Origin of the sequence: Mesorhizobium sp. B2-3-15, from assembly GCF_006442875.1 — a bacterium.
Lineage (GTDB): Bacteria > Pseudomonadota > Alphaproteobacteria > Rhizobiales > Rhizobiaceae > Mesorhizobium > Mesorhizobium australicum.
The window spans coordinates 78,360-105,205 of record NZ_VFVO01000005.1 but is presented as its reverse complement, the minus strand read 5'-3'; the positions used below and the strand labels follow the sequence as shown (position 1 = coordinate 105,205).

The following is a 26,846-nucleotide window of genomic DNA, read 5'->3' as shown; positions in this document are numbered from 1 at the left end:
CTCCCTACGCCGAACCCCTCAGGCCCACTCGCCCTTGCGCATCACCGGCACGCGGCTGCCATCCTTGGCGACGCCGTCAATGTCGATCTTGTCCGACCCGATCATCCAGTCGATATGGATGAAGCTCTTGTTGCCGCCGCGCGCCGCGATTTCGTCAGGGCTGAGCGAGGCGCCGTCGACGAAGCATTTCGAATAGCATTGGCCGAGCGCGATGTGGCAGGCGGCGTTTTCGTCGAACAGTGTGTTGAAGAACAACAGGCCGCTGGCCGAGATCGGCGAGGAATGCGGCACCAGCGCCACTTCGCCCAGACGACGCGCGCCCTCGTCGGTGTCGAGCACCTTCTTCAGCACGTCCTCACCTTTCGACGCCTTGGCCTCGACGATCCTGCCGCCCTCGAAGCGCACCGAGATGTCGTCGATCAGCGTGCCTTGGTAGGACAGCGGCTTGGTCGAGGAGACATGGCCCTCGACGCGCCGCGCATGCGGAGTTGTGAAAACTTCCTCGGTCGGGATGTTGGGATTGCAGGTGATGCCGTTCTTGGCGGTCGAGGCGCCGCCCATCCACTCATGGCCATCCGCCAGCCCGACCGTCAGGTCGGTGCCCGGTCCAGCGAAATGCAGGGCATGGAAATCATGGCCGTTGAGCCATTCGGTGCGGCCGCGCAGCGCCGCATTGTGCGCCGTCCAGTTGCCGATCGGGTCTTCCACATCCACCCGCGAGGCGGCGAAGATGGCGTCGGCGAGCTTCGCGACCGCCACATCGTCGGCATCGCCGGGGAAAACCTGCCTGGCCCAGGCCAGATCCGGATAGGCGACGATGTTCCAGTTGATGTCGAAGCCGGTGATCTTCTCCAGCGCCGGCTGGTAGGCCATCGAATTGGCCTTGTTGGCGCGCGCCACCTTCGCCGGATCCTGCGCCGACAGGAGCGACGGATCCTCGCCGCGCACGGCAAGCCGGGCTGCGTTGTTGGAGAAGGCCTTAGCCATGCCTTCGTAGAGCCAGCCGGCGGCATGGTCGAAGCCAGCATCGGCGCCGAAGCGGTAGCGCGCCAGCGTCATCTCGTCATCGTTGAAGATCGGCGTCACCAGCCCGGCACCGGCCTTGTAGGCGTGTTCGACGATGCGCCTGGTCAGCGGCAGGGCCGCGATCGACGATGTCAGCACCAGGTCCTGTCCGGGCTGCAATTGCAGCCCCACCTTGATGGCGACTTCCGCCAGCCTGTCGAGCTTCACCGGGTCGATCGTTGCGGAAACGCCGCGCGAATGTGTGGTCATGATCCTGCCTGTCGTCTTGGGATGTTTGATTGAACATAGACCGGTGCCGCGGTGCTTTCCACCGTGATCGTGCCGCTGGGCTCCGCGACCGACGATCCGAACCGCGCCATCGTCGCCGCGATCTCTTCCTTGATCCAGATCATGAAGTCCCGGACCTTGCGGCTCTCGGCCTTGGTGGCGGAGGTCACCAGCCAGTAGCCGAGGCCGCTCTGGGCGCGAATTCCGAACGGCGCCACCAGGCGCCCGTCGGCCAGCGCATCGGCCGTCAGCAATTGCCAGCCGAGCATCACGCCATGGCCGGCGATCGCCGATTCCAGGCACAGCATCGGGTCGGTGAAGCTCGCGCCTTTCTGGAAGGTAACGGGTTGAACGCCGGCGGCCGCGAACCAGCTTTCCCAGTTGATCATCGCCCGCTCGTCGGTGATGGCGCAGGTCTGGGCGAGGTCGCAGATCGACGTTAGTTTTCTGGCAATCCCGGGCGCGCAGACCGGGAAGACTTCCTGCGCCAAAAGCAGCTCCGCCTTTCCACCCGGCCATTTGCCGTCGCCAAGCCGGATGGCAATGTCGACGTCCGAGTGATCGAGATTGGCCAGCCGCACTGAAGCGTCGATACGCAGCAGCACGTTGGGATGCCGGTCGAAGTGCCGCGACAGCCGTGGCAGCAGCCATTTGGAGGCAAAGGCCGGTGCCGCCGAAACGACCAATGTGCACTGGCTGGCTTCGTCGGCCAGTGCCACGGCCTGGGCAAGCTCGCGAAATCCAGTGCCAAGGCGGGCCGCGAAGACGGCGCCGAATTCGGTCAGGACGAGGCCGCTGGTCGTGCGCTCGAACAGTGCCTGGCCGAGCTGTTTTTCGGTGCGGCTGATCTGCTGGCTGACGGCGCTGACGGAAACATTGAGTTCGCCGGCGGCGGCGGCGAGCGAGCCGAGACGGGCGACGGTTTCCACGGCGCGAAGGCCGTTGAGATGAACGCGGTTGAGCATGGCCATTTGAGATTTTCTAAACCGATCCGGCCGAAATCTCAATTGAAAGGGATATCGAAACGGCAGACCTTATGGGTGGAAACAGGCCCATGGAGCCGGAAATGCTGAGCATGTTGCTGAAGGCCCTGGTCGCGGCCACTTCGCCGGATGACACGGGCTGCGACTTCGATACGCTGAGTTGGCTGACCGATCCGCTTGCCCATCCCGCGCTGGATGTAATGTCGGAGCGCGAACTCGGTGATGTGCCGTTCCGGTTGACGGCGCGCCGGACCGCGTATGAGACCATTTCACCGAGCGCCGGTTTCGGCGATCGCTGCTGAGCGCGCGATCGCGATCCGGGCACTGGCCCAACACGAGGCGGATTGTTTCACCCGCTCGCACATCTATTGTGCACTGCAATGACTTCGCCCCAATCGACAGCGCTGCGTTACGCCTTCGCCGGCATGATCGCCATGGCAGTTGCCATGGGCATCGGCCGCTTCGTCTACACGCCGATCCTGCCTGGCATGATGGAGGAACTGCATCTGTCGCCGGCCAATGCCGGCTGGATCGCCTCGGCAAATTATCTAGGCTATCTCGTTGGCGCGTTGGTGGCGGCGGGCAGCTGGGCACATGGACGCGAGCGTTTGCTGATGCTGGGCGCCCTCGGTGCCAGCGCCGTGCTGGCCGCCTCGATGGGGCTGACCGACGCTATGGCCGCCTTCGTCGCCATTCGTTTTCTGGCCGGTCTGGCGAGCGCTTTCGTCATGGTGTTCATGGCCAGCATCGTTTTCAGCCATATCGCGGCCGCCGGGCGCGGCGATCTGCAGGCCTGGCATTTCGGCGGCGTCGGCCTCGGCATAGCGATATCGGCGGCGATGATGGCGGTGCTGGTCACCGAACATGCCGGCTGGGCGCAGGGCTGGCTGTGGTCGGGGGCGATTTCGGCTTGCGGCTTCGTCGCCGTGGCGCTGCTGGTGAACCAGGGTCCGCTCACCAATGGCGAGGTCCGCCGTGAAACGGCGCTGCCGAAGGATCGGTCGCTGATGAAGATGATCGTCGCCTATGGCCTGTTCGGTTTCGGCTATGTTGTGACGGCGACCTTCCTCGTGGCCATCGTGCGCCAAGGCGGCGGCAGCCGCGTCTTCGAGGCCATGGTGTGGATGGTTGCCGGTCTTGCCGGTTTTCCTTCGGTCTGGCTTTGGCAGAAGATAGCGGCGCGGATCGGGCTTTATGCCGCCTATGCCTTGGGATGTTTCGTCGAAGTTGTCGGCGTTACCGCGAGCGTCGCCACCGGCGGGCGCATGGGGCCGCTGCTTGGCGGCGTGCTGCTCGGCGGCACGTTCATTGCCATCACGGCACTTGGCCTGCAGGCCGCCCGGCAGCAGGCCCCAGCGTCGCCCCGGCGCATCTTTGCCCTGATGACCGCCTCCTTCGGGCTTGGCCAGATCATCGGCCCGATCGCGGCCGGGCTTTTGGCGCAGGCATCGGGCGATTTCTTCCTCGCCTCGATCGTCGCCGCGGCCGTCCTGGTCGTCTCCGGCGCCGTCACATGGTCGGCTGCGCCAAAATCGCCATGATTTGTGGTCTTGCTCTGCACCGGCATCGGGCAGGCATTTTCTTTCCCCCTAATGTGTGACCTTATGCCGGCTCAAACCTGCTGATTTGCGCATCGATCGAGGAATTCGCCACAGTGTTCGTATCCTTCTTCCCGCAGCCGAAGCTGTTCTTCTCTTCGGCCGCCATCTGGAGCCTTGCGGCGATCCTGTTCTGGTTTTTCGGCGGGGAGCAATTGGGGGCGGTTTTCGGCATGCCGCCTGCTGCTCCCGGAGCGCCACCCATCATCGGCATCGCCATTCTCGTATCGAAGCCATTTCTCTGGTTTTATATCTACTTCACGCTTTGCGTGGCCATCTTCTACGCGTTCTGGAGTTGGTATTCGCCGCACCCATGGCAGCGCTGGTCGATCCTGATGACGGCGGTCATCCTGTTCTTCATCTATTTCAACGTGCAGGTCAGCGTCGCCGTCAACGCGTGGTACGGCCCGTTCTTCGACTATGTACAGGGGCTGATGTCGGGGACCGGAAAGTCGACGAACGCCGAGTTCTACACCGGATTGGCCGACTTCTCATGGCTGGCCCTGGTCGGCATGAACGTGCAGGTGGTCAACGCCTTTATCGTCAGCCATTGGATCTTCCGCTGGCGCACAGCCATGAACAACTACTTTATCGAGAACTGGAGCAGGCTGCGCCATATCGAGGGCGCTTCGCAGCGCATCCAGGAAGATACGATGCGGTTCTCGCAGATCATGGAGGATCTCGGTTCCAGCTTTGTCCAGTCGATCATGACCCTGATCGCCTTCCTGCCGGTGATGATCCAGTTGCAGGCCCACATCAGCGAACTGCCGATCATCGGCGCGATCCCGCAGCCATTGGTGGTCGCGGCACTTGCCTGGTGTCTGTTCGGCACGATCTCGGTGATGATTGCCGGCATGAAGCTTCCCGGCCTGCAGTTCCGAAACCAGCGCGTCGAAGCCGCTTACCGCAAGGAGCTGGTCTATGGCGAGGATCATGCGGACAGGGCGCAACCCGCCACCACCGCCGAGCTGTTCGCCAATGTCCGGCACAATTATTTCCGGCTCTATTTCCACTACATCTATTTCAACGTCGTCCGGTACACCTACCTTCAGGCCGACAACATTTTCTCGCTGCTGATCCTGGGCCCGTCGCTGGTCGCGCACAAGATAACGTTCGGCGCGCTGAATCAGATATCGAACGCGTTCGGCAAGGTGACGGGTTCGCTGCAGTTCCTGCTTACCTCATGGTCGACCATCGTCGAGCTGCAATCGGTGCACAAACGCCTGCGCGCCTTCGAGGCGACGCTGCAAGGCGAGCCGTTGCCCGATATCGACCAGCGCTATCTGGCAAGGCAGGGGGCCGGGGATCCGGCCTAGGGATGCTCTGACGAAACGCCGGTTGGCGGCTCAGCCGCCAGCCGGCGCCTGCTTCTGGCCGCCATCCTGCCGCGAGATGTAATCTCGAAAGCTGATGCACTCGACATCTGATTTGACGCAGACTTCGCCGGCAAAACGCTCCAGCGCATTCCAGTAGGCGCCGTCATTCATCAGCGTGAAGTGGAAGCCGAGTTCCAGCGGAAGGCGCTTGCCCCGATATTGCGCGTCGAAGGCGGCGCGAAACGCCTGATAGGTCCGGTCCGCGAACTCGCCGGCGTTGCTAGGCCGCTCGAAGCCGCCGGAATGGCGGACGTACAGATTGTAGTCCATGGCGATCACCGGCCGTGATTTCGGCCCTTCGGGAATCTGCGGCAGGGAAAAGCGGGTGACGCCGCCAACGGTCGGCGGCAGGGCAGGACCCATTGAAACGCCGCTTGCGTCGAACCGATAACCGGCTGCCGGGAGTGCCTCGTAAAGCGCTTTGCCAGTCGACAGATACGGCGCCCGGAAACCCGCCACCGCATGCCGCGCGAATTCCCGCCAGCCCTCGGGCTCGGGCGCAATGCCGTTGATCGCATAGGCGTTCTCGAAAATGTGCTCGAAAGAGGCGAACTCTTTCAGCCAGTCGGCCTTGCTCCAGTCCTTGCCGTCGAAATGGCCGCAGGCGTGGCTGGCAATGTCGTGACCCTCATGGGCGGCGAGGCCGATCTGTTCCAGCCGCTCTGCCACGTCCTGCCTGGAGGCGGCGAAGCCGATGTTGGATTTGCCCGCCGTCTTGCCCGGCGCGGTGTATTGGCCGCGTGTGTCGGGCGACAGCAGGAAGACGCAGGACAGGAAATAGGTGAAATGCGCGCCGGTGCGCTGGGCCAGCGCCCGGCTGCGCTTCCACTGCGAGATGTCGCGCGCGCTGTCGAAGGAGATGATCACGATCTGCTTCGGCCTCGCCGGTGCTGGTGGCGCGGGCGGATCGGCCAGGGCCACGCCGGCGGTGGCGAGTGAGGCAAGCGAGAACAAAACAACGCGGGACAAACAAGGCATCGGCAAATTCACGGGCTCCGGGTGGTCGGCAAGCCGGCTATCGCGCAAATGTGGCGCCGGTGGGATTGGGTTTTCGTGGGTTTGCCCCGGGAATAGCCGATTTTCCGGCCGAACCCCTTCCATGCCGACAAAATTTCGCTAAAACGCGGGCTCATGAACCGCCCCGGCCCGGGGCAGGAATGGTTATGATTGATGTCCGACGACAGTTTTATTCGCGAAGTCAATGATGAGATGCGTCGCGAGCAGGCGCAGAAGCTGTGGGACCGTTTTGGCCCGGCCTTGCTTGTCATTGCGGTGCTTGTGGTGCTCGGCACCGCGGCCTTCGTCGGCTATCGCTATTGGGACGAGACGCGCGCCAATCGCTCCGGCGATGCCTTCTCGCAGGCGCTGAAGCTCGCCAATGACGGTAAGAACGATGACGCGCTGGCCGCGCTCGATCAGCTGGCAAAGGATGGCTACGGCGCCTATCCGCTGCTCGCCCGCATGCGTGCCGCGACGGTCAAGGCCAACAAGGGCGACGTCGATGCCGCCGTCAAGGACTTCGACGATGTCGCCGCCGACACCGCCATTCCCCAGGGCCTGCGCGACATGGCGCGGCTGAGGGCGGCGTTCCTGCTCGTCGATCATGGCTCCTTCGCCGACGTGTCGAGCCGCGTCGAGGCGCTGACGTCGGACACCAACACGCTGCGCCACAGCGCGCGCGAGGCGCTTGGCCTTGCCGCCTGGAAGGAAGGCAAGACCCAGGATGCGCTGAAGCTGTTCGATCAGATCGCCGCCGATGATGGCGCCCCGCGCAACACGCGCGAGCGGGCGACCTTGATGTCCGAGCTGATCCGCGGGTCGGGCAGTGCATCGTGACCCGTTGCCCAAGGCGCGCAGCGGTTTGGCACCACGACATGCGTGGAAGATGTAGGGTCGGATGACATTCAAAGTCGCCATCATCGGCAGACCTAACGTCGGCAAGTCGACGCTTTTCAATCGGCTGGTGGGAAGAAAGCTGGCGCTTGTCGACGACACGCCGGGCGTCACCCGCGACCGCCGCGTCCACGCCGCCAAGCTTTACGATCTGCATTTCGATGTCATCGATACCGCGGGCTTCGAGGACGCCGGCGCTTCGACCTTGCCGGGCCGCATGCGCGCGCAGACCGAAATCGCCATCCGCGAGGCGGATCTGATCTTTTTCACCATCGACGCCAAGTCCGGCCTGCTGCCGGATGACAGGACCTTTGCCGAGATCGTGCGAAAATCCGGCAAGCCGGTCGTGCTGGTCGCCAACAAGGCCGAGGCGAAGGGCGCCCAGGGCGGCATGCTGGAGGCCTGGGAACTTGGCCTTGGCGAACCGATCCCGGTTTCTGCCGAGCACGGCCAGGGCATGCCCGACCTGCGCGACGCCGTGATCGAAGCGCTCGGCGAGGCGCGCGCCTTCGGTGAAGACGAGGATACAGACGACGAAGAGGCCGCCGCCAGCGAGGTGCTGATCGGCGAGGACATCGCCGATCCGGACGCCGAGCCATCCTATGACGACACCAAGCCGATGCGCATCGCCGTCGTCGGCCGGCCGAACGCCGGCAAATCGACCTTGATCAACGCGCTGATCGGCGAGGAGCGGCTGCTGACGGGACCGGAAGCCGGCATCACCCGCGATTCCATTTCGGTCGACTGGGACTGGCGCGGCCGCCGCATCAAACTGTTCGACACCGCCGGCATGCGCCGCAAGGCCAGGATCCACGAAAAGCTGGAAGTGATGTCGGTGCAGGATGGCCTGCGCGCCATCCGTTTCGCCGAGATCGTCATCATCGTACTCGACGCCACCATTCCCTTCGAAAAGCAGGACCTGCAGATCGCCGATCTGATCATCCGCGAGGGCCGGGCACCGGTGATCGCCTTCAACAAATGGGACCTGATCAACAACCCGCAGGAACTGTTGGCCGAACTGCGCGAGAAGACCGAGCGGCTGTTGCCGCAGGCGCGCGGCATCCAGGCCGTGCCGGTCTCGGCCGAGACCGGACGCGGCCTCGACAAGCTGATGGATGCGGTGTTGAAGACGCACAAGGTCTGGAACAGCCGTGTTTCGACCGGCAAGCTCAACCGCTGGCTTGAAGCCATCCTGACGCATCACCCGCCGCCCGCCGTCGCCGGACGCCGGCTGAAGGTCAAATACGTCACCCAGGCCAAGACCCGGCCGCCGGGCTTCGTGGTCCAGTGTTCGCGGCCGGACGCGATGCCGCAAAGCTATGTCCGCTATCTCTCCAACAGCCTGCGCGAAGCCTTTGACATGCCGGGCGTGCCGATCCGCATCGCGCTGCGCACTTCGGACAACCCCTTCGCCGGCCGCGCGAAGAAGCGCTGAGGTCCGAGGTGGCAACCCCCTCCGCCGAGAGCTGCGGCTAAGCGACTTTCAGCAGGTTCTCTTTCATCTCGGCGCCCTCGGGCAACGCTTCGAACGCCGATTGCAGCAGGATGCCGGCCAGCCGCGCCGCGACCGGATCGAGCTCGGCGTCCTTCTGATGCAGATGCAGCGCCATCTTCGGCAGCGGCGGCAGTCCTAGCATTCCGGGCGCGAGCGCCCGGACATTCGCGGGCAGGCCGATATCGGTGCGGATCGTCAGCCCGAGGCCCGCCGCCACCGCAGCCCATATGCCGCCAAGGCTGGGGCTGGAGAACGCCATCCGCCAGGGCCGCCCGGCACGATCCAGCGTCTCGGTCGCCACGGTGCGCAGCAGGCAAGGCGCCTCGAACACGACCAGCTGCAGCGCCTCGCCATCGTGGGGGCCCGCCTCCATCGGTTTCGACGGGCCGATCCAGCGCGCCTGCACGTCGGCGACATGCCGGCTATACGGCAGCGTCGTACCATCATGCCAGGCGAGCGCAATGTCGAGGTTGCCGGAGAGGACACGCTCGGCCAATTCGTGGCTACGTCCAATCCGTGCTTCGATCCGAACCTTAGGGTGGGCGCGAGCGAAGCGACCGAGCACTTCCGGCAACACGGCCTCGCCGAAATCCTCCTGCAGGCCGAGCCGCACCCAGCCCTCCAGTTCGATGTCGCGGATTGCCAGGGCGGCCTCGTCATTGAGCTCGATCAGGCGCCGCGCATAGCCGAGCATCGTCTCGCCGGCTTCGGTCAGTGACAGGCCGCGCCCCGCTTTGCGGAAGATCGGCGTATCGGCCTGCTCTTCCAGTTTCTTCAGCTGCGCGCTGACGGCGGAGGTCGAGCGGCCAAGCCGCTCAGCTGCCCTGGCAAAACTTCCCAGTTCCATGCCGGTGACGAAAGTCCTCAGCACGTCGAGATCGAAGGTGACGCGGCGCATAAGATCATCCCTATTTTCAGGATTATTGATCAAAATATTCCTGATTTTATGGATGAAGCTATGGCGCTATATGCCTCCCGTCAAGGCCGCTCGGCCGGCGTCACGGGAATGGAATCATGTCTGCCACCGTCATTCGCAACGATTGCCAGCTATCCGGGCGAGGCATCGCCGCGGCCGGCCGGACCTTCGGCCCCAACCACCGCTGGAAGGTTCTTGGCATCGGGGTTGCCGCGAATGCCGGTTTCTCGGCCACTTTCTCCGGCATACCGGCAACGGCGGTCGTGCTTCGCCAGGGCTATCATTTGAGCAATGCCGAGCTTGGCCTGGCCCTCGGTCTTCTTGGACTGGGGGTTGCGCTCAGTGAGCTGCCATGGGGCCTGCTCACCGACCGCTGGGGGGATCGCCGCGTGCTTCTGATCGGCCTCGGTGCAACGGCGGCCTGGCTGCTTGCGATGGCGATGCTCGTCGTGCCGACAAGCTCAACTATTCCCGATGTCACGTTGCTGGCGGCAAGCCTGCTCGTCACGGGATTGCTCGGCGGCAGTGTCAATGGCTCGAGCGGCCGCGCAATCATGGGCTGGTTCCGGGAGAAGGAGCGTGGTTTTGCCATGAGCATCCGGCAGACGGCGGTGCCGCTTGGTGGCGGCCTTGGCGCGCTCGTCCTGCCTTCGCTTGCCCTGGCTTTCGGTTTCGCCGCGGTGTTCGGGCTTCTGGCGGCGGCATCCGCTCTCTCCGCCCTGTTCGCCTGGCGTTGGCTGCACGAACCGCCGATGGCGGGCGACGCCGTCTCATCTGATGTGGCCGGACCGGCACCGTTGCGCAACATCGAGGTCTGGCGCATCTCGACCGCCATCGGCCTGCTCTGCTTTCCGCAGGTGGCGGTCCTCACTTTCGCATCGGTGTTCCTGCACGACTTTGCCGGGCTTGGCACGACGGCGATCAGCGCCAGCCTCGCCGCTGTACAGGTCGGCGCCATGGTCATGCGCGTCTGGAGCGGCCGCTTTACCGACCGCCACGGCAACCGCCGTCAATTTCTTCGCTTGTGCAGTGCGCTGAGCGCGCTGGCCTTCGTGGTGCTCTGGTTGCTGGTTCTGGCGGCTCACGCAACGCCTTCCAGCCAATCCTTCCTGATCGCTGTCCTGCCCCTGGTGCTTGTCATTGCCGGCATCTCGGTCTCCGCCTGGCACGGCGTTGCCTATACCGAGCTTGCCACGCTTGCCGGTGCAGGCCATGTCGGAACCGCACTCAGCCTTGCCAACAGCTTTGTCTTCGTCGGCTTCTTCCTGGTTCCGGTGGCCATTCCAGGGCTGCTGCACCTCTGGTCATGGCCCGGCGTGTGGCTGTCGGCAGCCGCCTGCGCCCTGGTCGCCTGGCCGATCTTCCTGCGGCGGACCTGAGCCTGCCGCCGCAAAATCGCCCGACTTCGAAACCACGACCTCTAGCCGATCGAGAAAACCTGACCGACCTCGTTAACGTCCCATCAAGGTTAATGCATCATTTTGCTCTCCAGTGGGGTCAGTTGCGTTCCTGGAGAGAGTTCCGTGCATCGACGTGTGTTGAAGCGGCTGATGGCCGCCGCCGGTGAGAAACGCAGCCTTGTGTCTCCGTTCATCATCGGTCTCGGTATCTGGATCGGCTTTCCGACCGTCGCTGCCTACCAGGACATGACCAGCCTCGTTTCCGGCCTTGAATCGCCGACCACGCGCTGGAATTCCTATGTCGAGAAATCCGTCGCCGGTTCGGTCCACGCCGCCGAGATGCCGTTCGTCGATTCCGACGTCACCAGCTCGATCTCGGGTTCCGGTGTTCGCCTTCCCGGTGTCGGCGCCGTCTCGTTTCGCGGCAAGGGCGGCAAGGTCAGCGGGTCGCCCGACGAGGATCGCGTCGTGCGCGCCGACAAGAAGGGCCGCATCGTCCAGGTCTCTCCCGTGGCGCCACCGAAGAACTTCAATGCCGGCTCGATCTTCCAGCGGACCTCCTCGCTGACGCGGCCGAGCATGGACGGCGATCTGAAAATGGCCTTCGCCAAGCCGCGGATCAAAGGCAAGGAAATCCAGATCGCCGCGGCATTCCATGCGCGTGAGGACAAGAAGCCGGATCCCGGCGTGCCGGCCATGCTTGCGGCCCTGGTCAACAACGACCATCCCGATGTGCTGGCGACCGCCTATGCGCAATCCGCGCCGGACTATGCCAAGGCCTCGCCCTTTGAAGCCCTGCTTCAGGATGAAGAGCCCAACAGCGGCCGCTTCATTCCGCCGATGGCCAAGGGCGACCATTCGTGGATCCAGAATCCGCTTCCGGCGAGCGTCTTCTCCAAGCCGGAGCAGAAGTGCCTGGCCAACGGCATTTATTTCGAGGCCCGCGGCGAAGCCGTGCGCGGTCAGGCCGCCGTCGCCCAGGTGATCCTCAACCGGGTCCGCAACCCCGCCTATCCCAATTCGATCTGCGGCGTCGTCTACCAGAACGACAGCTGGTTCAACCGCTGCCAGTTCTCCTTCGCCTGCGACGGCAGGAAGAAGCGCATCGACAATCCGGTCGCCTACAAGACCGCTCAGGATGTCGGCATGGCCGTCACCGCTGGCAAGATCTTCATTCCGGAAGTGGGATCGTCGACCCACTACTATGCCAATTACGTCCATCCCGGCTGGGCCCGCACGATGCAGAAGATGACCAAGATCGGCCTGCATATCTTCTACCGGACCTATGGTGGTGGCTGGAGCTGAACGGTCCGCCGCCCGCCGTCTTTTCGCGCGGTCGCACGATCGATCGGAGAGCCATTGTCGGGGGGATTCGCGCGGCGCATCCCGCCGATCGCAAAGGGCACGATGTCGCACCTTTGTAACCATCTGATTTTACTACCTAAAATACACAGCGCGGAACTTCCCTCCGTGGCTTGACGGGCGCAAACCCTCTAACTATGTTGCCGGCGACTTTAGAAGCGGACGGACGGTGACGGTCTGCCCGGGCAGGGGGGTTGCGATGGCCGAGAAAAACAGGCCAGACGGAACCGGAGAAACCGGCCGCGGCAAGCAGCATGACCCCGAAATCCGCGACGACGATCTTGAGCGACGTCGGCGTGAACTTGGAGCATCGCTTGCGACAAGGCTGCCGAACCGGCTCGAGGGGAAAGACGACGCGAAACCAGTGACCGGATACGGTCAGGCGATCAAGCTATCCAGCGAGTTTATCGCCGGGGTGGTGGTAGGCGCCGGCATCGGCTGGATCATCGACCGTATGGCGGGGACATCGCCGTGGGGTCTGATCGTTTTCCTGCTGCTTGGTTTTGGCGCCGGCGTGCTCAATGTCATGCGTTCAGCTGGCGTTGTGGCGGAATTCGGACAGGGCGATAAATCGCGTCCTGACCGAGACGACAGCAAATAGCCGCCCTGGCGCGGCAATGGTAATTTAGCCGTGCGCGGCATTGACGGGGTTTGAACGTGGCAGCTGACAAGGTCGATCCGATCCACCAGTTCCATATCATCAAGCTGGTTCCGATCGAGATCGGCGGCTATGATCTGTCCTTCACCAATTCCGCGCTGTTCATGGTCGCGACCGTGGTCATTGCCGCGGCCTTCCTGTTTCTGACGACGTCGAGCCGCAGCCTGGTCCCCGGCCGGCTGCAGTCGGTCTCCGAAATGGCCTATGAGTTCGTCGGCAACATGCTGCGCGATGCCGCCGGCACGCAGGGCATGAAATTCTTCCCCTTCGTGTTCTCGCTGTTCATGTTCGTGCTGGTCGCCAATCTGCTCGGCCTGTTCCCGTATTTCTTCACCATCACCAGCCACATCATCGTCACCTTCGGTTTGGCCATCATGGTGATTGGCACCGTGATCGTCTATGGATTCATGAAGCATGGCCTTGGCTTCCTGAAGCTGTTCGTGCCGAAGGGCGTGCCCCTCCTGATGATGGTGCTTGTCGTTCCGATCGAGGTGATTTCCTTCGTGTCGCGCCCGGTCAGCCTCTCGGTTCGTCTGTTCGCAAACATGCTCGCCGGCCACATCACGCTGAAGGTTTTTTCGGGATTTGTGGTCAGCCTCAGTGCGCTGGGTGCGCTCGGCATTGCGGGATCGATCCTGCCGCTAGCCATGGCGGTGGCGTTGACGGCGCTCGAATTGCTGGTGGCGCTGTTGCAGGCCTATGTCTTTGCGGTGCTGACCTGCATGTATCTCAACGACGCCCTCCATCCTTCGCACTAATCAGGTTTCCGGCACGACGCCGGATGGAATAGCAACGGAATTTTCAGATCCAAAGGAGTTGAACAAATGGACGCAGAAGCAGCAAAGTACATCGGCGCCGGCATCGCTTGCCTGGGCATGGGTGGCGCGGGCATTGGCCTGGGCAACATCTTCGGCAGCTACCTCTCGGGCGCGCTGCGCAATCCGTCGGCCGCCGACGGCCAGTTCGGCCGCCTGATTTTCGGCTTCGCCGTGACCGAAGCTCTGGGCATCTTCTCGCTTCTCATTGCGCTGCTGGCCCTGTTCGGCTGAGTACTGAGAAGATTGGACAGGTCGGCCGCGCAAGCGGCGGGCCTGATATCTGGGGATAGTCCATGTTCGTGACATCTGCCTTCGCGCAAGAGTCCGCGCCATCAGCCGACACCAGCCACGCTGCGACCGGAGGAGACACGCATTCCGGCACCAGCGTGCCTGCCGAAGCGCACGGCACGTTTCCGCCATTCAATCCGGAGACGTTTCCGTCGCAGCTTCTGTGGCTGGCGATCACGTTCGGGCTGTTCTACCTGTTCCTGAAGCGGGTCGTGATGCCGCGCGTCGGCGGCATCATCGATGTCCGCAACGACCGCATCAGCCAGGATCTCGACCAGGCGGCCAAGTTGAAGGGCGAGGCCGACGCCGCCGTTGCCGCTTACGAACAGGAACTGGCGGAAGCCAAGAAGAACGCGAACTCGATCGGCCAGCAGGCCAGCGATGCGGCGAAGGCGGAAGCCGACACCGCGCGCAAGAAGATCGAGGCCGCGCTCGATGAGAAGCTTGGCGAGGCCGAGGCACGCATTTCTTCCATCAAGGCCAATGCCATGAAGGAAGTCGGCAGCATCGCCGAGGATACCGCTTCGGCGATCGTCGAGGCACTCGTTGGCGGCAAGGCCAGCAAGGCCGAGATCGCGGCCGCGGTCAAATCCGTGGCCCGGTGAGGAGCGCATCATGGACGCTACATCTCTCGCAACGCTCTGGGCCACGATTGCCCTGATCATCTTCCTGGCCATCGCCATCTACATCAAGGTGCCCGGCATGATCGCCAAGGCGCTCGACGCCCGCGCCGCCAGGATCAGCAGTGAGCTCGACGAGGCCCGCAAGCTGCGCGACGAAGCCCAGCAACTGCTCGGCCAATACAAGAAGAAGCGCAAGGAAGCCGAGCAGGAGGCCGCCGACATTGTAGCGGCCGCCAAGCGTGAGGCCGAACTGCTGGCTGCCGACGCCCACAAGAAGACCGAGGACTACGTTGCCAGGCGCACCGCGCTTGCCGAGCAGAAGATCGGCCAAGCCGAGCGTGACGCGGTTGCCGAAGTGCGGGCCAGCGCCGTCGATATAGCCGTCGAGGCGGCACGCGCATTGCTCGCCGCCAAGGTTGACGCCAAGGCCGGAGCCGACCTGTTCAGGTCCGCGCTGCAGGATGTGAAGGCCAAGCTGAACTGAGCGTTCTTCAGTCGCTGACACGAAGCCGCCCGGGCAACCTGGCGGCTTTTTTGTTTGGGAGAAAGCGGCGCGTCAAAGCGGCCAATCTCCGCCCTCGTGGGGAAGATCGGAATTGCCACTGCCGTCGCCTTACTCCAGCCCGGCCAAGCTCTCTTCCTCAACCACTTCAGTCCCGCCCAGCCGGAACGGCGCAAACGAGGTGCGATGCAGCCGAGCCACTGGCCCATGCGCCTCGATCGCCGTGCGGTGCCGGACCGTGGCGTAGCCCATATGGACTTCGAAGCCGTAGCGGCCGTGATGGTTGCCGCAGCCGCGCATCATGCGGTCGCGCATGACCTTGGCGACGATCGAGGCCGCGGCGATCGATTGGGAGCGCTGGTCGCCCTTGATCAGCGCGCGCCCCTCGCAGGGCAATCCCGGCGGCACGTCGCGCCCATCCGCGAGCGCGAGCTTAGCCTGCACCGGCAGCCCGACCAGTGCGCGGCGCATCGCTTCGAGGCTCGCCTTGAGGATGTTGGTGCCATCAATGCCCTCGGCGCTGATCGACGCCATCGAGACGCCGAGAGCGGAGCCGATGATGTGCAGGAACAGCGCTTCGCGCTGCAGGTGGCTAAGCCGCTTGGAATCGTCGAGACCCTCGGGAATATTGGCGGGGTCGAGCACCACTGCCGCCGCGACCACGGGACCCGCGAGCGGGCCGCGGCCGGCTTCGTCCATCCCGGCGACCGGCCACAAACCATCGGCCATCGCCTTCGTCTCGAAGGAGAAATCGGGTTTCTCGACGATTTCGAAGAGAGGCGGAGAATCAGAACGCGCGCGAGCCATGTTGCGGCGAGGTTCGCATCGGCTCCGATTCTCCGCAAGTCCCTCCGGGTCGGGTGGGGCGCCGGACCGGGAGGGCACCGTCTGCAGGCCGGGGCAGGCCGGACGGGATTTCTTTGCCACGGCGGCAATGAACAGCCGAGGCGATTTTCGGTTCAGAGCAGCATCAACTGCTCCTGGTCCTTGCCGGCAGCGACGAACTGGTCGGTCCGCAGCGTACGCCGCTCGGCATTAAGGCCGAGCCGCTTTGCGGTGATTTCGAAGCGCCGGCCGATCTGCCAGGCATAGGGTCCGGCGCCCTTCATGCGCTTGCCCCATTCCGAATCGTAGTCCTTGCCGTCGCGCATCGAACGGACCAGCGACATGACGTGGCGATAGCGGTCGGGATAGTGGCGCAGCAGCCAGTCCTTGAAGATCGGGCTGACCTCCAGCGGCAGGCGCAGCACCACATAGCCGGCTTCGCGCGCCCCGGCATGGTGCGCCGAGTCGAGGATGCGTTCCATCTCCTGGTCGGTCAGGCCCGGAATGATCGGCGCCACCATCACCGAAGCGGGGATACCGGCATCCGAAAGCTGCCTGATCGCCTCCAGCCGCTTGGTCGGCGTCGATGCCCGAGGTTCCATCGTCCTGGCCAGCATGCGGTCAAGCGTCGTCACCGACAGCGCCACCTTGGCCAAGCCCCGCTCCGCCATGCGCGACAGAATGTCGATGTCGCGCACGACCAGGGCTGACTTGGTGACGATGCCGACCGGGTGGCCGCGCGCCTCCAGCACTTCGAGGATTTCGCGCATGATCCGGTACTGCTTCTCGATCGGCTGGTAGGGATCGGTGTTGGTGCCGATGGCGATGGTGCGCGGCTGGTAGCCATCCTTTGACAATTCCTTGTCGAGCAGGCGTGCCGCGTCGGGCTTAGCGAACAGCTTGGATTCGAAGTCCAGGCCCGGCGACAGGCCCATGAACGAGTGTGTCGGCCGCGCGAAGCAATAGACGCAACCGTGTTCGCAGCCGCGATAGGGATTGATCGACCGGTCGAAGGAGATGTCGGGCGATTCGTTGCGGGTGATGATGGTGCGCGGCTTTTCCACCTGCACCTCGGTCTTGAAGGGAGGAAGTTCCTCCAGCGAACTCCAGCCGTCGTCGAAGACATGCCGGCTGACAGGTTCGAACCGGCCGGACGGATTGATGCCTGCCGACCGGCCGCGGTTGCGGTCCGGACGGACCCGCATGCCGCTCTGCTCGATCATTGCATTGGCCATTTCGGCTCGTCCTGCTCCGAAGGCTGCAATGTCGGCTCGCATGATCGGTTCCATCTTCGCCCGCTCCCATGGACTGTCCATGTTGTGTCGAATCGCTCTGTTCATGAAATTATTCCTATTTTATCGATGAGAACAAATCAAGAACTTTCTATGGTGCGCTGCAAAAACTGGCGCCGACCAACGCTTTCCGCTATTCGGCTAATCATGCTCAGTGTTCTGATTGAAACGCACAATGACGAGGAGGGGCTCGCCCGTACGCTGGCGACGCTGATTGGCGGCGCGGTCGAGGGCGTGGTGCGTGAGGTTGTCGTCTGCGACACGGGCTCCAGTGACCAGACCCATCGCGTCGCCGAGCATGCCGGCTGCCACTATGTGGGGAGCGGGGGCATCGCCGCCGGCATCCGCCAGGCCAAGGGTGACTGGCTGCTGTTTCTCGAACCGGGTGCGAGGCTGGTGGAGGGCTGGATCGACGCCGTCGTCGCCCATACGGCCAGGCAGACAATAGCGGCCCGGTTCTCGCGGGCGCGGGGCAGCCGTCCACCGTTCCTGGCCCGGGTCTTTTCGGCAAACCGCGCGCTCGCCGACGGACTGGTGATCAGCAAGCGACAGGCGGCATCGCTGTCCAAGAATGCCGGCAGCGCCGAGGCCTTAGCGCGCGGGCTGGCGACCAGACGGCTCGACGCCGAAATCTGGCCAGCGCAGCCGAAGCAGCAGCACCGCTCTGGGGGGTGATTTTTGCAACGGCTCTGCGTGGCGTTGCTTACGACGCCGATTTGCCGCGCCGCAGATGTTCGTCCAGGCGCGGCATGATCTCGACGAAGTTACAGGGCATGTGCCGGTAATCGAGCTGTGGCTCGAGGATGCCGTCCCAGGCGTCCTTGCAGGCGCCGGGCGATCCCGGCAGCACGAAGACGAAGGTGGCGTTGACGACACCGCCGGTCGCCCGGCTCTGGATAGTCGAGGTGCCGATCTTGTCATAGGAAATGCGGTGGAACACTTCCGAAAATCCGTCCATGCGCTTTTCGAAGATCGGCTCCAGCGCCTCGGGCGTCACATCGCGTCCGGTAAAACCGGTACCGCCAGTGGTGATCACGACGTCGATGGCCTTGTCCCGCGACCACGCCAGAACGGCGTCGCGGATTTTTTCGCGGTCGTCGGTGACGATATCGCGGGCGGCCAGGATGTGGCCGGCCTTGGTAATGCGATCGGCCAGTGTCTGGCCAGATTTGTCGTCGGCCAGGCTGCGTGTGTCGGAAACAGTCAGCACCGCGATGCGCACCGGAATGAAGGCACGGCTCTCGTCAATTCTGGCCATCTCGCCCAGCCTCCGACGCCATGCTGCGCGTTGCCGCGACGAACCAGTCGGGCTGGCGGTCGCGGATCTCGGCCGCCGCGCGCTTGGCGACATTGCCGGTCTCGAACAGGCCGAAGCACGTCGCGCCCGATCCGGACATTCGTGAAAAGCCCGATCCGGCCTTATCAAGCCATGAAAGCGCCCTGCCTATGGCGGGCTGCATCGCAAGGGCTGGCCGCTCAAGATCGTTGCGGGTGATTTCCAGCCAGTTGCGCAGGCTGTGAAAATCGATGCTGCGCGGCAGCCGCGGCAGCGGCTCATTATCGCGACGGGAGAGTGCGGCGAAGATTTCCGTCGTCGAGACCGGCACGCCCGGGTTGACCAGCACGAGACCCAGTGCTGAAAAATCCGGCACCATCGACAGTTCCTCACCGATGCCGCGCGCGACCAGCGGCTTTGCCGCCAGGCACATCGGCACATCGGCGCCAAGCGAAAGACCGATCCGCGCCAGTTCGGCGCTATCGAGCTCCAGCCCCCAGCTCTCGGTCAGCCCGCGCAGCACGGCCGCCGCGTCGCTCGACCCTCCGCCCACGCCGGATGCGACCGGAAGGTTCTTTTCGAGCCTGATGCTTACCGGCGGCGTGCTCCGAACGCCGGCGGCCTGCCGCAGGGCGTCGCGGCCCTTCAGCACAAGATTGCCGCCATCGAGCGGTACGTCCGCCGCATAGCGGCCGGACACGCTGAACTCATCGGCGTCGGCCGGCGCGATCTCGATCCTGTCGCCAAAGCGCGTGAACACAGCCAGGCTTTCGATGAGATGATAGCCGTCGGCGCGCCTGCCGGTGACGTGCAAAGCTAGGTTTATCTTGGCGGGTGCGGCCCATGTCCGGACACGCTGACCCGATTCCGCAGTCTCGATTGCGAGTGAAATGAGGGTCAGTCCTTGGCCAGCCGGTATTCGCCGGTCTGCGGATCCTTGACCAGCGTTCCCATCGCGCCGTTGGCCGCCTGTTTTTCGGTGCGCCGCACCTTGGCCGTCACGCGTTCAGCCTCGCGCACGAAGGTGCGGTAACCGAAATAGGCGGCGACGCCGACGACGGCGAAAAAAATGAGCTGCGGCATGTCAAACTCCTACCACGCTGGGCCGGTAAGACCGGCCGGTCGGGTCTTTCGGGCAACCATGCTAGACGCTTTCATGGCTTTTTCAAAGCCCGAAGCGCGCCCACGATGCGCGCTCTTCCGCCGCATCGATGACGCCGCTGGCGGCAGCCGCCGCGATATCGGGCGCCGAAAAGCCCTTGCTCGAGCCGAACAGGCCAAAGCGGCCGAACAAACCGCGCGGCGCCGCCACCAGCCTGAGCTGGGTCTTCGGCCCGAAGCGGGTCTTCAGTACCGTGCGCATGTCGCCCAGCGCATCGACGAGGCCGAGCTCCAGGCCTCGCTTGCCGGTCCAGAAAAGCCCGGTGAACAGGTCCGGATCGTCCGCCAGCTTCGTACCGCGGCGCTCCTTGACCAGATCGATGAAGGTCTCGTGCACTTCGAGCTGCAGCACCTTGAGCCGCTCGACGTCTTCCTTCTTCTCGGGCTTGAACGGATCGAGCACCGCCTTGTTCTGGCCGGCGGTGTGGACACGGCGCTCGACGCCGATCTTCTTCATCAGTTCCGGGAAACCGAACGAGGCCGACACCACGCCGATCGAGCCGACGATGGAGGAGGGATCGGCGAAGATCTCGTCGCCGGCGACCGCGATCATGTAGCCGCCGGACGCCGCGACATCCTCGACGAAGACCAGGACCTTTTTATTCTTCTCGACCGCAAGGTCGCGGATGCGCTTGAAGATCAGCCGTGACTGCACCGGCGAGCCGCCCGGCGAATTGATCGAGATCGCGACCGCCGGCGCCTCGAAGGAAAACGCCTTTTCGATCAGTCCGGCGGTGGAAGCAAGCGACAGGCTCGGCCGGAACTGGCCTCCGCCGGCCATGATGGTGCCGTGCAGTCGGATGACCGGAACGGTGACGACGGAGGAGCGCCAGGACTTCGGCAGCAGGCGGTTGAAAAGACGTTTCACGATGGCGTGGTCTCCGGCGATGATTGCAGGCATGTAGGGATTTCCCGGCCAACGGCAATGCGGGCCAGGGAACAGCTCAGTCTCCGAACAGCGAGGCGAGCCCGTTGGTGATCATTTCGCTGCGCTCGTCGGGGCCGTTGCCCGATCGCGCGTGAAGCATCAGGGGCGGACGGATGGCGAGCTTTCCTCGTGCCCCAAGTGCCGCCCGCACGATAATGCGGATTGCGGCCGCGTCCGGGCGAGGGTGCACGGCGAGCATCTCGGCTTCGCCGAAGCGGCCTGAAATCGCGTCGAGAATGGCGCCGAGCTGCTCGGGCCGGGCGATGACGGCAAGCCCGCCGCGCGGCCTGACAACCGCCGCCGCACTGCGGATCCAGCTTTCGAACAGTCCGTCCTCCATGACATGCGCTTCCTTTCTTAGCGGCTCGGGAGTGGCGCGGTCCCGGGCGGCGTTGAAAGGCGGGTTCATGATGACGAAGTCGAAATCATTGTCGGCAAGGCCGGTGGCGGCCCGGGCGCGGCCCGACACGGTGACATCGGCGACGAGCACGGCAGCGCGATCGCTGAGGTGCGCGTTGCCCGGATGGGCAAGCGTGGCTGCCGCGAAGGCCGCCATCTCAGGCGCGCGTTCGACCAGCACAGCCTGGGCACCCGGACAGCGCGACAGCACCGCAAGACCGGCAGCACCGGCGCCGGCCCCGAAATCGGCGAGCCGTCCGCCAAACGAGGACGGTACGGATGCCGCCAGCATCATTGCATCCATCCCGGCGCGATGGCCGCCATGCTTGGGCTGCACGAGCCAGAACCGGCCGCGGTGGAACGCATCGACCGTATGAGCCGGCGTATCCGGGACAAGGGCGGCTGGCGCAGCCGACATTATTTCCCCCGGATCTCGTTGGCGATGCCGGCATCGGTCAGGATGCGGCGCGCGGCGTCGGCCTGGTCGGCATCGACCATGACGCGTCGCGGCAGGATACCAAGCGAGCCGTCGAGCACGCTCATGTTCTGGTCGGCGACGAAGCAGCCGATCCCGGCATCGCGCATCAGCGATTCGACAAAGGAGATGATGACGGTGTCGTTTGTGCGGATGAGCTCTATCATCGCAAGAAACTCGCAGGTTGCGGCGTGCATGTAAACGTGCGGCCACATTCCCGCATTTCCCGGCGTTGACACGCTGTCGCCGTCGCCGCGCCAATTCGCCACTTGCCGTGGCCGTGCCAGCGGCCCTAGAGTCTTGTTGGGACTAAGGGTGCCGTCGCACGCGTTATACCAAGACGGGAGTGATTGTCGTGGGTGTCGTTCTCAACATCGAAAACGGGAAGCGGGAGCCCGCCTCCATCAAGGATCTCATCGATCTGACTGCTGCCGATATGGGACGTGTCAACGAGCTGATCCTGTCCAAGGCCGGCTCCGACGTCGAGATGATTCCCGAGGTCGCCAACCACCTGATCTCGTCCGGCGGCAAGCGGCTCAGGCCAATGCTGACACTGGCCGCGGCGCAGATGTTCGGCTATGCCGGCGAGGGCCACGTCAAGCTCGCCACTTCAGTCGAATTCATGCATACGGCCACGCTTCTGCATGACGACGTGGTCGATGAAAGCGGCATGCGGCGCGGCAAGAAGACCGCCCGCATGATCTGGGGCAACCAGGCCAGCGTGCTGGTCGGCGACTTCCTGCTCGGCCAGGCCTTCCGCATGATGGTCGATGTCGGCTCGCTCGAAGCGCTCGACATCCTGTCCAGCGCAGCCTCGATCATCGCCGAGGGCGAGGTCATGCAGCTGGCCGCCGCCAAGAACCTCGAAACCACCGAAGACGAGCATTTCGCCGTCATCAAGGCCAAGACCGCCGCGCTGTTTTCGGCCGCCGCCGAGGTTGGCCCGGTCATCGCCCAGGCGACCCGCAACGACCGTGCGGCGCTGCGCTCCTATGGCATGAATCTCGGCCTTGCGTTCCAGCTGATCGATGATGCGCTGGACTATGGCGGCACCAGCAAGGATCTCGGCAAGAATGTCGGCGACGATTTCCGCGAGGGCAAGGTGACCTTGCCGGTCATCCTCGCCTACCGGCGCGGCAGCAAGGCCGAACGCACCTTCTGGAAGCGCGCCATCGAGGACAATGTCACCGACGACGCCGGGCTGGAAAAGGCGATCGGCCTCATGACCCGCCACGGCGCCATTGCCGACACGATCGGGCGCGCCCGCCATTTCGGCGAGATCGCCCGCGACGCGCTGGCGCCGCTGGAAGAGACGCCGCAGAAATCGGCGCTGATCGACGTCATCGATTTCTGCATCAGCCGCGTGAACTGAGCGCCTGACGGCTTCCTGCCGGGGGCCGTCAGTGAAAGACGCCTGTGAATTCGCCCTGCCGTCTCGACAAGCAGACCAGTCGCGAATTATCTATAAAACATGGCCAAGGGCACTGACGACACCATCGCTGTCCGCATCGGCAAGGTTCTGGCGGATCGCATCATCTCCGGCGCGATCGAGCCGGGGGCGAGGTTGCGGCAGGATCATGTCGCCGAGGAATTCAACACCAGCCACGTTCCCGTGCGCGAGGCCTTTCGGCGACTCGAGGCGCAGGGCCTCGCCGTCAGTGAGCCGCGTCGTGGCGTGCGTGTCGCGGCCTTCGATCTGGGCGAGGTCAAGGAGGTCGCCGAAATGCGGGCCGCACTCGAAGTGCTGGCACTGCGCCAAGCCGCGCCGCATCTGACCTCGGCCATTCTCGACCAGGCCGAGGAGGCGACAAAAGCCGGCGACAAATCCCGTGACGTCAGGTCGTGGGAGGAGGCCAATCGCGCCTTTCACCGGCTGATCCTGACGCCCTGCGGCATGCCCCGCCTGCTTGCCACCATAGACGACCTGCACGCGGCAAGCGCGCGCTTCCTGTTCGCGGCTTGGCGCTCGGAGTGGGAGACGCGCACCGATCAGGACCACCGGGCGATCCTCACCGCCTTGCGGCAGGGAAACACCGAATCGGCCGCGGCAACATTGGGACGGCATGTCCAATGGATTGGCCGCAAGCCGGTCAAGACAGCCTCCGGCGCCACGCGCGAAGCTTTCGCGATCGTGGGTTGAACGATCTTTTCCCAAGCCCAGGCTTGCTATCGCTCCAGAAATGTGGATTCGATAATAGATCGAAAACAGAAATTATCTATAATTTCGGATCGACCGAAGGGAAGCCTATGACCAACCTCGCATTCTCGTCCGCCAGACCGTCCTTCAGCCCGCTGCGTCTCCAGCAGCGATCGCTCGGTTGGCAGGCCGGCGCCGTCGTGCTCGGCACGCTCTTCCTGGCGCTGTCCTCTTACATCGAGGTTCCGATGGTGCCGGTTCCGGTGACCATGCAGACCTTCGCCGTGACGCTGATCGGTGCGCTCTATGGCTGGCGGCTTGGCGCGGTGACGATCGCCGCATGGCTGGTCGAAGGTGCTGTCGGCTTTCCAGTCCTGGCCGGCGGCGCTGCCGGCATTCAGCATTTCGTGGGCCCGACGGGTGGCTATCTCTTTGCCTTTCCTGTCACCGGCGCACTGGTCGGTTGGTTGGCCGAGCGCGGCTGGAACGGCAACAGGGTTTTGCCTGCCTTCGCCGCCATGCTGCTCGGCAATCTTGCCTGCCTGGCTCTCGGCACAGCCTGGCTTGCCGTCATGATCGGCGCCGAGAAGGCCATCACCTTCGGCTTCGTGCCGTTCATCGTCGGCGGGTTGCTGAAATCGGCGCTTGGCGCCGCGACGCTGATGGCGCTCCCGCGCGGCAAGATGAACTTGCCGAAGCCGTGACGGTCAGGCTGCGCGCCCACCATCTCCTTTGCCTGCTCACCTATGTGGGCAAGGGATACAGCCCCGCTTTCACCGCCAATTATGACGGAATCGCGGAGCGCTTGAGCCGGGGCGAGGACATCCTCCTCGTTTCCGGACCAGACGACATCTGCGCTCCGTTGCTTGGCGAGCCGGAACCGCACTGCCTGCGTGACGGCGCGGCCGGGCGGGACCGGCAGGCCGCGGAAGACGTGGAAGCGCTGCTGGCTCGGCCGATCCGGCACGGCATCCGCCTCGATCTCGATGCCGCCATCCTGACAAGGCTGCGGCAGGCGTTTTCGACCGGCCACGTGCGCAAGGCGTGCGGCGGCTGCGAATGGAGCGGGCTGTGCGGCGCGGTGGCAAGCGGCGGCTATCGCGATACGCGGCTGCGGCGGCCTGTTGACGCGCAAAACCGTCCCATTTAGCCATGGTTTGTTAATCGGGTGACCCGATTGTGAATTTCAGGCGGATTGAAGCGCGACCCCAAAAAGGCCATGCTTTGCCTGGAAAGATCGAGTCTGGGTCGATCCGCTGACGCGGAGATGGCGCCTGGCTGAAAGGGATATGATGCAGCAAGGACGTGCGCGCTGGCTGACAAGGCTGGCAATTGTGACGGGCATGGCGATTTCGGCATTGCCGGCCTATGCCAAGCAATCCACCGAACCGGTCAAGATCTCGTCGTTCTCGGGCGCCTATCTGGCTGCCAGGATCGCCGAGGGCGACAACGACCTCGACAGCGCCATCGCCTATTACAAGCAAGCCCTGGCCTTCAATCCTGGAGACACAGCCCTGCAGCAGAGCCTGATGCTGTCGCTGATCGCTCAAGGCCGCTTCGACGAATCGCTGGTCTATGCCGACAAGCTCAAGGAAGTGCCAGATGTCGAGCGCTTCTCGCGCCTGGCGCTGGCGGTCGACACCTTCCACAAGAAGGATTTCACCAAGGCACAGTACTGGCTCAAGCTGTCGCTGGAATCCGATCTCGATCGGCTGATCTCCGGCGTCATGTCCGGCTGGGCCGAGCAAGGTGCCGGCCAGGCCAGCGAAGCGATGGCTTCGATCGACAAGCTGCAGGGGCCTGACTGGTTCGGCCTGTTCAAATCCTTCCACCGCGCCCTGATCGCCGATGCGTCTGGTATGCCTGAAAAGGCCGAGGCTATCTATGCCGCGACGATGCAGGACACCACCGCCGGCGGTGCGGCGCCTGAAACCTGGATGCGCAATGCGCAGGCCTATGCCTCGTTCCTGGCCCGTAAGGGCGACAAGGCCAAGGCGATGTCGGTTCTCGACCAGGCCGAGGCGTTCTCGCCGGGCAAGCTGGAAATCGTCGCCTTGCGCGACAGGATCAGCAAGGGCAACAAGATCGCGCCCTTTGTGTCCGGTCCGTCCGACGGTGCTTCCGAAATCCTGCTCGATCTTGCCACCGCGCTCAACCGTGGCGGCGGCGAGCCATTCGTGCGCCTCTATTTGCAATATGCCTTGGCCCTGAAGCCCGACAGCGACGCTGCCCTCGTGCAACTCGCCGCCGTTGCCGAACAGCTGAAGAACGGCGAGGGCGCCATCGCACTCTATCGGCGCATCCCCGACTCTTCGCCACTGAAGGAGATTTCGGACCTGCAGCTTGGCCTCAACCTTGCCGATCTCGACCGCCATGACGAGGCGATCACGCATCTGAAGGCCTTCGTCGAAGCTCATCCCAACGACATGCGCGCCTATCTGGCGCTCGGCGGTGTCTACTCCTCGAAGGATGATTTCCGCTCCGCCGCCAATCTCTACGACAAGGCCGTCGAGGTGCTGAAGACACCGACCGCCGCCAACTGGAACATCTTCTATCAGCGCGGCATCGCCTATGAGCGGCTGAAGGAATGGCCGAAGGCCGAGCCGAATTTCCGCAAGGCGCTGGAATTGCAGCCAGACCAGCCGCAGGTGCTGAACTATCTCGGCTATTCCTGGGTCGACATGAACACCAATCTGAAGGAAGGCCTGGAGATGATCCAGAAGGCCGTCGATCTCAGGCCGAGCGACGGCTACATCGTCGATTCCCTGGGTTGGGCTTATTTCCGCCTCGGCCGGTTCGATGACGCGGTGCGCGAAATGGAACGCGCGGTCTCGCTGAAGCCGGAAGATCCGGTTCTGAACGACCATCTCGGCGATGCCTACTGGCGCGTCGGCCGCAAGCTGGAAGCCACCTTCCAATGGAACCAGGCCCGCGACCTGAAGCCGGATCCCGACGTGCTTGCCTCCTTGCAACAGAAGCTGATGAAGGGCCTGCCGCCGATCGAGTCCAACACGGCGCAGGAGACCCCGAAGGTCAAGCCGGAGCCGGTTCCCGCCCCGAAGGGGTGAGACGCCTTTTTGGAATGCGAACGGGGCTCTCGAAGCCCTGTTTTCGTTTGATGTCCGTCCGCTCAAAACGCCTGCCGACG

30 protein-coding genes are annotated in these 26,846 nt (G+C 64.0%); 18 read left to right on the top strand and 12 right to left on the bottom strand.

Annotation, left to right across the window (positions count from 1 at the left end; translation table 11 throughout):
• Positions 1–18: 18 nt before the first annotated feature.
• Together FJ954_RS12175 and FJ954_RS12170 are read right to left on the bottom strand one after the other, a co-directional pair.
• The gene (locus FJ954_RS12175; protein WP_015318867.1) at positions 19–1,275 is read right to left on the bottom strand and encodes an aminopeptidase; all 1,257 of its coding nucleotides are present in this window, start codon (positions 1,273–1,275) and stop codon (positions 19–21) included.
• Positions 1,272–2,264 carry a LysR substrate-binding domain-containing protein gene (locus FJ954_RS12170; RefSeq protein WP_140617340.1) on the bottom strand — a complete coding sequence of 331 codons (993 nt, stop codon included), beginning with the start codon at positions 2,262–2,264 and terminating at the stop codon, positions 1,272–1,274. The genes FJ954_RS12175 and FJ954_RS12170 overlap by 4 nt, the downstream gene beginning before the upstream one ends.
• A gap of 83 nt (positions 2,265–2,347) precedes the next feature.
• On the opposite strand from FJ954_RS12170, the gene FJ954_RS12165 reads away from it, so the two are divergent.
• The 3 genes from FJ954_RS12165 to sbmA all read left to right on the top strand — a co-directional run bounded on the left by FJ954_RS12165 (position 2,348) and on the right by sbmA (position 5,190).
• Entirely contained in the window at positions 2,348–2,578 is a 231-nt protein-coding gene (locus FJ954_RS12165; protein ID WP_246681062.1) for a hypothetical protein, read from the top strand.
• 78 nt (positions 2,579–2,656) lie between these two features.
• On the top strand, positions 2,657–3,817 hold the full coding sequence (locus FJ954_RS12160; RefSeq protein ID WP_140661446.1) for a YbfB/YjiJ family MFS transporter: 1,161 nt from the start codon (positions 2,657–2,659) through the stop codon (positions 3,815–3,817).
• A 113-nt stretch (positions 3,818–3,930) separates the two neighbouring features.
• A complete protein-coding gene (gene sbmA / locus FJ954_RS12155) occupies positions 3,931–5,190 on the top strand; it encodes a peptide antibiotic transporter SbmA (protein ID WP_015318863.1) in 1,260 nt (419 codons plus the stop codon).
• A gap of 30 nt (positions 5,191–5,220) precedes the next feature.
• Here sbmA and FJ954_RS12150 read toward each other — a convergent pair whose 3' ends face one another.
• Complete coding sequence (locus FJ954_RS12150) at positions 5,221–6,228, bottom strand: polysaccharide deacetylase (RefSeq protein ID WP_140661445.1); 1,008 nt, start codon at positions 6,226–6,228, stop codon at positions 5,221–5,223.
• Between the two features lie 192 nt (positions 6,229–6,420).
• On the opposite strand from FJ954_RS12150, the gene FJ954_RS12145 reads away from it, so the two are divergent.
• Positions 6,421–7,086: a tetratricopeptide repeat protein gene (locus FJ954_RS12145; protein WP_140661444.1), complete on the top strand. Its 666-nt coding sequence runs from the start codon at positions 6,421–6,423 to the stop codon at positions 7,084–7,086.
• Positions 7,087–7,147: 61 nt separating this feature from the next.
• Positions 7,148–8,578, top strand: coding sequence for a ribosome biogenesis GTPase Der (gene der / locus FJ954_RS12140; RefSeq protein WP_140661443.1), 1,431 nt, complete (start codon positions 7,148–7,150; stop codon positions 8,576–8,578).
• A gap of 37 nt (positions 8,579–8,615) precedes the next feature.
• On the opposite strand, the gene FJ954_RS12135 is transcribed toward der, so the two are convergent.
• Positions 8,616–9,536 carry a LysR substrate-binding domain-containing protein gene (locus FJ954_RS12135; RefSeq protein WP_140617334.1) on the bottom strand — a complete coding sequence of 307 codons (921 nt, stop codon included), beginning with the start codon at positions 9,534–9,536 and terminating at the stop codon, positions 8,616–8,618.
• 116 nt (positions 9,537–9,652) lie between these two features.
• Here FJ954_RS12135 and FJ954_RS12130 point away from each other — a divergent pair, with 116 nt between their 5' ends.
• From FJ954_RS12130 to FJ954_RS12100, 7 genes are all read left to right on the top strand, one after another.
• On the top strand, positions 9,653–10,933 hold the full coding sequence (locus FJ954_RS12130; protein ID WP_246681061.1) for an MFS transporter: 1,281 nt from the start codon (positions 9,653–9,655) through the stop codon (positions 10,931–10,933).
• A gap of 144 nt (positions 10,934–11,077) precedes the next feature.
• Positions 11,078–12,259, top strand: a complete 1,182-nt coding sequence (locus FJ954_RS12125; RefSeq protein ID WP_140661442.1) for a cell wall hydrolase — start codon at positions 11,078–11,080, stop codon at positions 12,257–12,259.
• Positions 12,260–12,515: 256 nt separating this feature from the next.
• Positions 12,516–12,917 (top strand): AtpZ/AtpI family protein, encoded by a 402-nt coding sequence (locus FJ954_RS12120; protein WP_140661441.1) that lies wholly within the window; start codon positions 12,516–12,518, stop codon positions 12,915–12,917.
• 56 nt (positions 12,918–12,973) lie between these two features.
• Entirely contained in the window at positions 12,974–13,732 is a 759-nt protein-coding gene (locus FJ954_RS12115; protein ID WP_015318856.1) for a F0F1 ATP synthase subunit A, read from the top strand.
• A 66-nt stretch (positions 13,733–13,798) separates the two neighbouring features.
• Positions 13,799–14,023 carry a F0F1 ATP synthase subunit C gene (locus FJ954_RS12110; RefSeq protein WP_013896722.1) on the top strand — a complete coding sequence of 75 codons (225 nt, stop codon included), beginning with the start codon at positions 13,799–13,801 and terminating at the stop codon, positions 14,021–14,023.
• 62 nt (positions 14,024–14,085) lie between these two features.
• Positions 14,086–14,685, top strand: coding sequence for a F0F1 ATP synthase subunit B (locus FJ954_RS12105; RefSeq protein ID WP_140617329.1), 600 nt, complete (start codon positions 14,086–14,088; stop codon positions 14,683–14,685).
• A gap of 10 nt (positions 14,686–14,695) precedes the next feature.
• Complete coding sequence (locus tag FJ954_RS12100) at positions 14,696–15,187, top strand: F0F1 ATP synthase subunit B (RefSeq protein WP_015318854.1); 492 nt, start codon at positions 14,696–14,698, stop codon at positions 15,185–15,187.
• Positions 15,188–15,316: 129 nt separating this feature from the next.
• On the opposite strand, the gene FJ954_RS12095 is transcribed toward FJ954_RS12100, so the two are convergent.
• Together FJ954_RS12095 and FJ954_RS12090 are read right to left on the bottom strand one after the other, a co-directional pair.
• On the bottom strand, positions 15,317–16,012 hold the full coding sequence (locus FJ954_RS12095) for a ribonuclease HII (RefSeq protein WP_015318853.1): 696 nt from the start codon (positions 16,010–16,012) through the stop codon (positions 15,317–15,319).
• 152 nt (positions 16,013–16,164) lie between these two features.
• A complete protein-coding gene (locus FJ954_RS12090) occupies positions 16,165–17,319 on the bottom strand; it encodes a PA0069 family radical SAM protein (protein WP_041163509.1) in 1,155 nt (384 codons plus the stop codon).
• Between the two features lie 150 nt (positions 17,320–17,469).
• Between FJ954_RS12090 and FJ954_RS12085 the strand changes: the two genes are divergently transcribed.
• Positions 17,470–17,997 carry a glycosyltransferase gene (locus FJ954_RS12085; RefSeq protein ID WP_015318851.1) on the top strand — a complete coding sequence of 176 codons (528 nt, stop codon included), beginning with the start codon at positions 17,470–17,472 and terminating at the stop codon, positions 17,995–17,997.
• Between the two features lie 28 nt (positions 17,998–18,025).
• On the opposite strand, the gene moaB is transcribed toward FJ954_RS12085, so the two are convergent.
• The 6 genes from moaB to FJ954_RS12055 form a co-directional block, all read right to left on the bottom strand.
• Positions 18,026–18,580 (bottom strand): molybdenum cofactor biosynthesis protein B, encoded by a 555-nt coding sequence (moaB, locus tag FJ954_RS12080; RefSeq protein WP_015318850.1) that lies wholly within the window; start codon positions 18,578–18,580, stop codon positions 18,026–18,028.
• On the bottom strand, positions 18,567–19,490 hold the full coding sequence (locus FJ954_RS12075; RefSeq protein ID WP_181177813.1) for a 4-(cytidine 5'-diphospho)-2-C-methyl-D-erythritol kinase: 924 nt from the start codon (positions 19,488–19,490) through the stop codon (positions 18,567–18,569). The genes moaB and FJ954_RS12075 overlap by 14 nt, the downstream gene beginning before the upstream one ends.
• 5 nt (positions 19,491–19,495) lie before the next feature.
• Positions 19,496–19,681, bottom strand: coding sequence for a membrane protein (locus tag FJ954_RS12070; protein ID WP_015318848.1), 186 nt, complete (start codon positions 19,679–19,681; stop codon positions 19,496–19,498).
• A gap of 82 nt (positions 19,682–19,763) precedes the next feature.
• The gene (locus FJ954_RS12065; RefSeq protein ID WP_140661634.1) at positions 19,764–20,627 is read right to left on the bottom strand and encodes a S49 family peptidase; all 864 of its coding nucleotides are present in this window, start codon (positions 20,625–20,627) and stop codon (positions 19,764–19,766) included.
• Positions 20,628–20,703: 76 nt separating this feature from the next.
• Complete coding sequence (locus FJ954_RS12060; RefSeq protein WP_015318846.1) at positions 20,704–21,504, bottom strand: methyltransferase; 801 nt, start codon at positions 21,502–21,504, stop codon at positions 20,704–20,706.
• A complete protein-coding gene (locus tag FJ954_RS12055; RefSeq protein ID WP_140661633.1) occupies positions 21,504–21,728 on the bottom strand; it encodes a DUF2007 domain-containing protein in 225 nt (74 codons plus the stop codon). The genes FJ954_RS12060 and FJ954_RS12055 overlap by 1 nt, the downstream gene beginning before the upstream one ends.
• 188 nt (positions 21,729–21,916) lie before the next feature.
• Between FJ954_RS12055 and FJ954_RS12050 the strand changes: the two genes are divergently transcribed.
• The 5 genes from FJ954_RS12050 (at position 21,917) to FJ954_RS12030 (ending at position 26,766) form a co-directional block, all read left to right on the top strand.
• Complete coding sequence (locus tag FJ954_RS12050; protein ID WP_015318844.1) at positions 21,917–22,933, top strand: polyprenyl synthetase family protein; 1,017 nt, start codon at positions 21,917–21,919, stop codon at positions 22,931–22,933.
• 99 nt (positions 22,934–23,032) lie between these two features.
• Positions 23,033–23,701, top strand: coding sequence for a GntR family transcriptional regulator (locus FJ954_RS12045; protein ID WP_140661439.1), 669 nt, complete (start codon positions 23,033–23,035; stop codon positions 23,699–23,701).
• Between the two features lie 107 nt (positions 23,702–23,808).
• Complete coding sequence (locus FJ954_RS12040; protein ID WP_140661438.1) at positions 23,809–24,402, top strand: biotin transporter BioY; 594 nt, start codon at positions 23,809–23,811, stop codon at positions 24,400–24,402.
• Positions 24,399–24,848 carry a DUF1284 domain-containing protein gene (locus FJ954_RS12035; RefSeq protein ID WP_140661437.1) on the top strand — a complete coding sequence of 150 codons (450 nt, stop codon included), beginning with the start codon at positions 24,399–24,401 and terminating at the stop codon, positions 24,846–24,848. Before FJ954_RS12040 ends, FJ954_RS12035 begins: the two co-directional genes overlap by 4 nt.
• Before the next feature lie 142 nt (positions 24,849–24,990).
• Positions 24,991–26,766: a tetratricopeptide repeat protein gene (locus FJ954_RS12030; RefSeq protein ID WP_140661632.1), complete on the top strand. Its 1,776-nt coding sequence runs from the start codon at positions 24,991–24,993 to the stop codon at positions 26,764–26,766.
• The last annotated feature ends 80 nt before the right edge of the window (positions 26,767–26,846 follow it).